Source organism: Streptomyces albipurpureus (assembly GCF_023701525.1).
In the GTDB taxonomy this organism is placed as follows: domain Bacteria; phylum Actinomycetota; class Actinomycetes; order Streptomycetales; family Streptomycetaceae; genus Streptomyces; species Streptomyces albipurpureus.
On the sequence record NZ_JAMQAW010000101.1, the window covers coordinates 1 to 5,617 of the forward strand.

Here is a 5,617-nt window from a genome sequence, read left to right on the forward strand (position 1 = left end):
TCGTCCAGTCGTTGCAGACCGTGGCCGAGGAAGTGCGCGTTCAGCTCATCTGACCGCGATCACGAGACCTGTGGCTCCCGGGACAGCCCCAACACGCGCTCCGCGATGGCGTTCACGAACCCGTCCGTGCCGCCACCGATGCACGACAGCGCGGAGCCGCAGGCAAATGCCTGCGGCTCCGCGCTGAAGTCCGTGCGTATGCAGCCCCGAGTCGACTGCCGTGCGGCTCGCCGCGATCGCGGTACGGGGCTCGTTCGTGCCGCGGTTCTCCGGTGCCGGAGCGTGCCGCGCGAATCGGGCCGAGCCCGCGGCCACCGAGCGATACCGTGACGTACAGCACGGCTTTCACCGGAGCAGGGTGAGTACGACCGGGGACTGACCCGGCCCCCGAGGCTACGCCCGGCTCTGCGGGAAGTGCTCGTTGATCCACTCAGTGATCACATCGGCAACCCGGGCGCGGGCACCCTCGGGCTCCTGGAAGTAGTGGTCGCCGGGCAGGTCGAGCCGCTTCTTGTCGTCACTCGCGATGGCGTCGTACAGCGCGTCGGCGTCGCTCGGGTACACGCCGGCGTCCCCGTGCGGGTTGATGACGATCGCGGGAATCTTCATCTTGCCCAGGTGCTCTTCCGCCCGGCACTGGGACTCGGACAGGCTCCACATGTCCAGCCAGTTCCGCAGTGTCGTTTCGCTGCCCAGGCCTCGGCCGCTGCGGTTTGCCACGGCCGGCACACCGCGGTAGCACCAGTTGTCCGGTCGGTCCGACGGGTCGACCGTCGAGTCGACCATCCGTGGGTCCGCCCATGCACGCTGCACAGTGAAGGGACGGTCCTGGAAGCCCAGCGCCTCGATCCTGGCCAGCTCGGCCTTGGCCCACGCAGTGATCCGGTGGTTGCGAGCGACCTGTGCCGTCCGGTAGCGCTCCAGGAACTCCGCCGAGAACGGCGGGCCGTTCTCGGGGTTGAACAGGTCCAGTTCCGGGTCGGTCAGCGTCGGGTCGTGCTCGTCTGTGACCGAGGCGTCCAGCCAGCCGGTGATGACCTCGGGACGTCCGAGGTGCGCGGCGAGGGACACGTAGGCGTCGCCAGGGATCAGGTCGTCCAGTCCGGCGGCCGGTTCCCTGCCGATCCCCGGGCGCAGGGACGGTTCGACCGCCTGCGCGTGGTAGGCGCCCATGAGCGATCCGCCGCCGGAGTTGCCGAGCAGGATCACGTGCTCGACCTCGGCCTCTTCCTTGAGCCAGCGCACCCCGACGCCGATGTCCACCACGGCCCGGTCGAGAACGAAGTCCGACTCGTACCCCCGGTAGCGGGTGTTCCAGCCCAGGAACCCGATGCCGCGCTCGGCCAGGTACTCGGCAAGGTAGTGCTCGGAGAAATCGATCTGGTAATGCGTGGTGATCACGGCCACGCGCGGCTTGACACCCTCGGGGGTGTAGTAGACACCCTGGCAGGGCATCCCGCCCGCACCGGCCCGAGGGGCACCGGGGGATTCGCTGCTGACGAAGGTTTTGCTGATCATCGGAGAGGGACCGCCTCGGTTGAATTCAACTGTGCGTACTTTCGGAGGTTCCGGAAGAGCAGTGCGATGCGTTCGATCGCCAGGGAATCGGTCAACTTGCCGTGCTCGTCGAAGTGTTGGTGTGCGTGTCCCAACAGCAACTCGGGACCGGGCATGACCGGGGAGCGGGAGAAGAGGAACATGTTCCGCAGCTCGAACTGGGCGCGCGCCGTGCCGAGGCGACCCGGGCTCGTCCCCATCAGGGCCACCGGCTTGCCTTCCAGTGCTGCTCCCCCCAGGGGAAGCGAGAGCCAGTCCAGGGCGTTCTTCAGGACGCCGGGCGCACCGCCGTTGTACTCGGGGGTGGCGATCATGAGCGCGTCCGCGGAGGCGACCTCCTCGCGCAACCGCAGGACCGCCGCGGGCTCGCTGCCGACCAGGTCCTCGTTGAACAGCGGGATGTCGTCGAACGCCTTGCTTATCCGGAGTTCCGTGTCGATCGGAGCCAGCGCCTCGGCGGCCTCCAGCAGCTTGCGGTTCCAGGAGTTACGCCGAAGGCTGCCGACAATGCCGCAGACGGCCAAGGTGTCGCTGGTCATGCTGGCCCTCCAGGGCGACTACTGCTTCGCTGTAAGTGAGTTGCCTAGAAACCCAACGCGGACTTGAGCTGCCCGTAGTCGAAGTACTCCTCGATCCGGTACACCTGACCGTCTTCTACATAGACGCGCAGGATCGCGGGGACGTGGGCACGCTTGCCATTGCGCGAGGCCTTGATGACGTGCTGGCGCAGGAAGCCGCCCTCGATCGGCGTGTGCCGGATCTCGGCGTACTCGAAGGTGTCGTAGCGGTCCGGGATGCTCGCCAGGGTGGCGACATTCGTCGCCTTGTCCTGCTCCAGGTTGTCGAAGTTGTGCCAGACCTTGACGTCGTCGCGGTAGTAGCGCCGGACGGCGTCGATGTCTCCGTTGGCGACTGCGCCGAAGAAGTCGTCGGCGAATGTGACGATGTCGGTCATCTCAGGCTCCTGCGGTGGTCCAGGCGGGGACCCCGTTGCTGTCGACGGGGGCGTGCTGCACGTCGGTCTCCCGCAACTCGCGGGTCCAGGCCGCGAATTCCAGGAGGATGCCGTCGGGGTCGAAGAAGTACATCGAGCGCTGGAAGGTGGTCTCGGTGATCTCCAGCGACCAGCCGCGCTCGCTTTCGTCGTGGTTCAGGATCGGCGCGGTGACCACGCCCTTGGCTTCGAGCTTGGCCTTGTACTCCTCGAACTTGCCGGCCGGGATCTTGAACGACACGTGGTTCATCGAGCCGTGCGCCGTGCGGATGTCACCCTTGCCGGGAAGCGCGGTCGGCGAGGCGATCCCCGGGGAGTGCTCCGGGGCCCCGGCGAACCAGAAGAACGCGATGAACTGGCCGCCTCCCATGTCGAAGAAGAAGTGTTGGCCGCCGCTCGGGAGGTCGAGCGTCATGGCGAGTTTCATGCCGAGAACGTTCGTGTAGAAGTCGACCGTGCGTTGCATGTCCTTGCAGACAAGCGCGAGATGACACACACCGCCGAGCTCGAACTCAGTGTTGGTCATGGGCTTCCAGCCTCCCTGTGCCGATACCGGTGGTGTGACGCTAGCCGGGGCCGATCGGCGGGTCAAGAGTGAACGATCGCTAAGTGGATATCAGAGTCCATTTCTGCTATTCAGAAAATCTGACCCCCGGTTCGGCATCGCGTTTGACGCGTGCGGTCGACCTGTCATACGCTCAACTGAGCGACCGATCAGTAGTGAGGTGGGAGAGTCGATTGTCTGCGACACCTGACCGGGATGCCGATCACTCTGGGGGATGGCGTACGTATGCCCCGCTGGACCTGCACCCGGTCCTTCTCCACGCGATGGCCGCGTTCAACGAGCACGGCTATCACGGCACCACCGTGCGTGACATTGCGCGCCGCGTCGGCGTCACGGTGCCGGCGCTGTACTACCACTACGAGAATAAGCAGGCGCTGCTCGTCACCCTCCTCGAAACCTCGATGAGCGACGTGCTGGGCCGCTGTCGGGCCGCCGTGGCGGAGGCCGGGGACGACCCGGTCGATCGCTTCTCCGCCATCGTCGAGTGCATCGTGGTCTACATGGCCAACCGTCGAGGGCTCGCGTTCCTGGACTCCGAGATCCGCAGCCTGGAACCGGAGAACCGGGCCCGCTATGTCGAGCTCCGCGACAGCCTCCAGTACATGCTCCTCGACACCGTCGAGGCGGGCATCGAGCAGGGCAGCTTCACGACCCCGATCCCCGCCGATGCGAGCCGCGCGATTCTCACGATGTGCCAGGGTGTCGCCAACTGGTACCGCTCGGACGGGGCGCTCACCCCGTCCGATGTCGCGGAGCGCCATGTACTGCTCTGCCTGGGTACGGTTGGCTACCTCGCCCCGCGCGAACCCGCGAAGCCCGCCAGCCTACGGCAGGCCCGGGAGAACGCCGGTGCCCGCACCCGGGATTCGGTCGGCTGACGTCGACGCCGATCGCGCCCCGGCGTGTCCGCGACCTGGAACGGGTCGACCCGGCGCAGCGCTCGAAGTCGCTTACCACGATGGCCGATTCGACCAAGCGCCGGGTCCCGCCCACGATGCCGCAGCACATCTACTCGTTCGCGTACGACTCGCTGTGGCTGCTGCACCGGGCCGTGGACCAGGCGAAGGCGTCGGATACGAAGTCGGTCATGTCGGCGCTTGAGTAGTTGAAGCCGCCCGCCGAGGTCCCGTGGGTCAGCTTCCAGAACTTCGGCTACTCGAACGCGAGCCGCTTTGTGAGCCCCAGCGCCACCGACTACGCGTTCATCGCCCCGGGCGCCGTCGTGGACGGGATGACCAGCCCGCGGGCTGAGGCCGTCATCCCACGGAGGACGGCCGAGCCCGGCCCCGGCGCAGGCACGACTGTTATGTCGTATTCCTGGTGGCCGCTCATCGGGCTGATCCTGGTGCTGTTTCTGCCTGTTGCTGCGCTACCTCGGCCTGGAGCCTCTTCTGGCAGCGTCAGTTGGTGCTGGTCGCTGTCTTCTCGCTCGTGGTCTGCGGACTCAACCTCTCGATGGGCCCGCGGGTGAGTTCGCGCTCGGCCAGGGCGCGGCCTTCGCCATCGGCGCGTACGTCGCCGGCGCTCTTGGCGCGCACAGGCAACCTGACCACCTTCTGGGCATCGCGCCGTCGAGATTGACCCAGTGGATGTCCTGGACCGTGGCCCAGGCGAGTCCCCGTTCACGTGGCCCGCGGCAGCGCACGAACACGGTGGTGTCGTCGATGCGGATGATGTGACCGAGGTACCCCGGTGGCAAGACCACGCGCGGCGAGCTCCCGCTGTGCCGGTGTCATGCGTCGGCCCCCGAGAGGCTGCCGAGGGACGTGCCGCCGCACAGGCCGGACTCCAGGTCACGCCACGCGGCGCCCTCGCGGGTGACGGTCAACCGTCCCCGGCTTCCCGTGATCCCGGGCACCCCGACCCATCAGGCACCGGACGCCCTCGCCCTCGTGCATGTCCGGGACGGCCCTCGCGACGTCGGCGCTCAGAGACCTGGTCATCGGGAGCGGCTGCGGGTCGACCATGGTCACCTCCAGGTCGAGCCCGCGCGCCGTGGAGGCGACCTCGGTCCCGACGAACCCCGCCCCGATCACCACGAGGCAGCCGCCGGCGGCCAGGTCGCGGCGCAGCCCGGCCGCGTCGGCCGGGGTGCGCATGACACGCTCTCTACTCACTGGGGTGTCCCGGCAAGCCCGAGGATGTGGGTCCCGTGCGGGACGGGCCGTGTGCGCGGCCGTGAAGGAACGGTGAACCCGCAGGCCGCGCGCCCGGTCGCGGCGTCTGCCGGGGGCGATAAACTTCGGCTCACTGACAACGGGGTCGATCACACCGGTAGATGAGCGGTTGTCGGTTTGGCCGCAACGTCCGGACCGTTGCGCGCGATCCCCCGTTCCCCGGGATCGTGTAGGCCTCACGGCGTGTTCAGGACATCGCACGTACTAGACGAGAGGAGGAGGGGGCGGGTTCGCGAGCACCGCACCCCGACACCAATGACGGACAAGCAGGACGGGCCGCGGCGGAACAAAGCGCCGCAGTATCCGATCGAGTCGGTGGACAAC

The 5,617-nt window shown here is 67.5% G+C and carries 8 protein-coding genes; 2 read left to right on the top strand and 6 right to left on the bottom strand.

Annotated features, from left to right (window positions below; translation table 11 throughout):
• Nucleotides 1-393 precede the first annotated feature (393 nt).
• From NBG84_RS38835 to NBG84_RS38850, 4 genes are read right to left on the bottom strand one after another with little or no spacing between them, the layout of a single operon-like run.
• Nucleotides 394-1,518: an alpha/beta hydrolase gene (locus NBG84_RS38835; protein WP_250924445.1), complete on the bottom strand. Its 1,125-nt coding sequence runs from the start codon at nt 1,516-1,518 to the stop codon at nt 394-396.
• Nucleotides 1,515-2,096, bottom strand: coding sequence for an NADPH-dependent FMN reductase (locus NBG84_RS38840; RefSeq protein WP_250924446.1), 582 nt, complete (start codon nt 2,094-2,096; stop codon nt 1,515-1,517). Before NBG84_RS38840 ends, NBG84_RS38835 begins: the two co-directional genes overlap by 4 nt.
• Before the next feature lie 44 nt (nt 2,097-2,140).
• Nucleotides 2,141-2,512 (bottom strand): nuclear transport factor 2 family protein, encoded by a 372-nt coding sequence (locus NBG84_RS38845; protein ID WP_250924447.1) that lies wholly within the window; start codon nt 2,510-2,512, stop codon nt 2,141-2,143.
• Nucleotide 2,513: 1 nt separating this feature from the next.
• A complete protein-coding gene (locus NBG84_RS38850; protein ID WP_250924448.1) occupies nt 2,514-3,077 on the bottom strand; it encodes a VOC family protein in 564 nt (187 codons plus the stop codon).
• A gap of 212 nt (nt 3,078-3,289) precedes the next feature.
• Between NBG84_RS38850 and NBG84_RS38855 the strand changes: the two genes are divergently transcribed.
• Both NBG84_RS38855 and NBG84_RS38860 read left to right on the top strand, forming a co-directional pair.
• On the top strand, nt 3,290-3,994 hold the full coding sequence (locus NBG84_RS38855) for a TetR/AcrR family transcriptional regulator (RefSeq protein ID WP_250924449.1): 705 nt from the start codon (nt 3,290-3,292) through the stop codon (nt 3,992-3,994).
• A gap of 80 nt (nt 3,995-4,074) precedes the next feature.
• Nucleotides 4,075-4,221 carry an ABC transporter substrate-binding protein gene (locus NBG84_RS38860; protein WP_250924450.1) on the top strand — a complete coding sequence of 49 codons (147 nt, stop codon included), beginning with the start codon at nt 4,075-4,077 and terminating at the stop codon, nt 4,219-4,221.
• A gap of 295 nt (nt 4,222-4,516) precedes the next feature.
• Here the strand turns inward: NBG84_RS38860 and NBG84_RS38865 are convergent, their stop codons facing one another.
• Together NBG84_RS38865 and NBG84_RS38870 are read right to left on the bottom strand one after the other, a co-directional pair.
• Nucleotides 4,517-4,660 carry a hypothetical protein gene (locus NBG84_RS38865; RefSeq protein WP_250924451.1) on the bottom strand — a complete coding sequence of 48 codons (144 nt, stop codon included), beginning with the start codon at nt 4,658-4,660 and terminating at the stop codon, nt 4,517-4,519.
• A 249-nt stretch (nt 4,661-4,909) separates the two neighbouring features.
• Complete coding sequence (locus NBG84_RS38870) at nt 4,910-5,215, bottom strand: FAD-dependent oxidoreductase (protein WP_250924452.1); 306 nt, start codon at nt 5,213-5,215, stop codon at nt 4,910-4,912.
• Between the last annotated feature and the right edge of the window lie 402 nt (nt 5,216-5,617).

Bases quoted from the DNA above. Each gene is read 5' to 3' on its own strand.
- NBG84_RS38835 (WP_250924445.1), bottom strand. From the start codon at position 1,518: ATGATCAGCAAAACCTTCGTCAGCAGCGAATCCCCCGGTGCCCCTCGG.
- NBG84_RS38840 (WP_250924446.1), bottom strand. From the start codon at position 2,096: ATGACCAGCGACACCTTGGCCGTCTGCGGCATTGTCGGCAGCCTTCGG.
- NBG84_RS38845 (WP_250924447.1), bottom strand. From the start codon at position 2,512: ATGACCGACATCGTCACATTCGCCGACGACTTCTTCGGCGCAGTCGCC.
- NBG84_RS38850 (WP_250924448.1), bottom strand. From the start codon at position 3,077: ATGACCAACACTGAGTTCGAGCTCGGCGGTGTGTGTCATCTCGCGCTT.
- NBG84_RS38860 (WP_250924450.1), top strand. From the start codon at position 4,075: ATGGCCGATTCGACCAAGCGCCGGGTCCCGCCCACGATGCCGCAGCAC.
- NBG84_RS38870 (WP_250924452.1), bottom strand. From the start codon at position 5,215: ATGCGCACCCCGGCCGACGCGGCCGGGCTGCGCCGCGACCTGGCCGCC.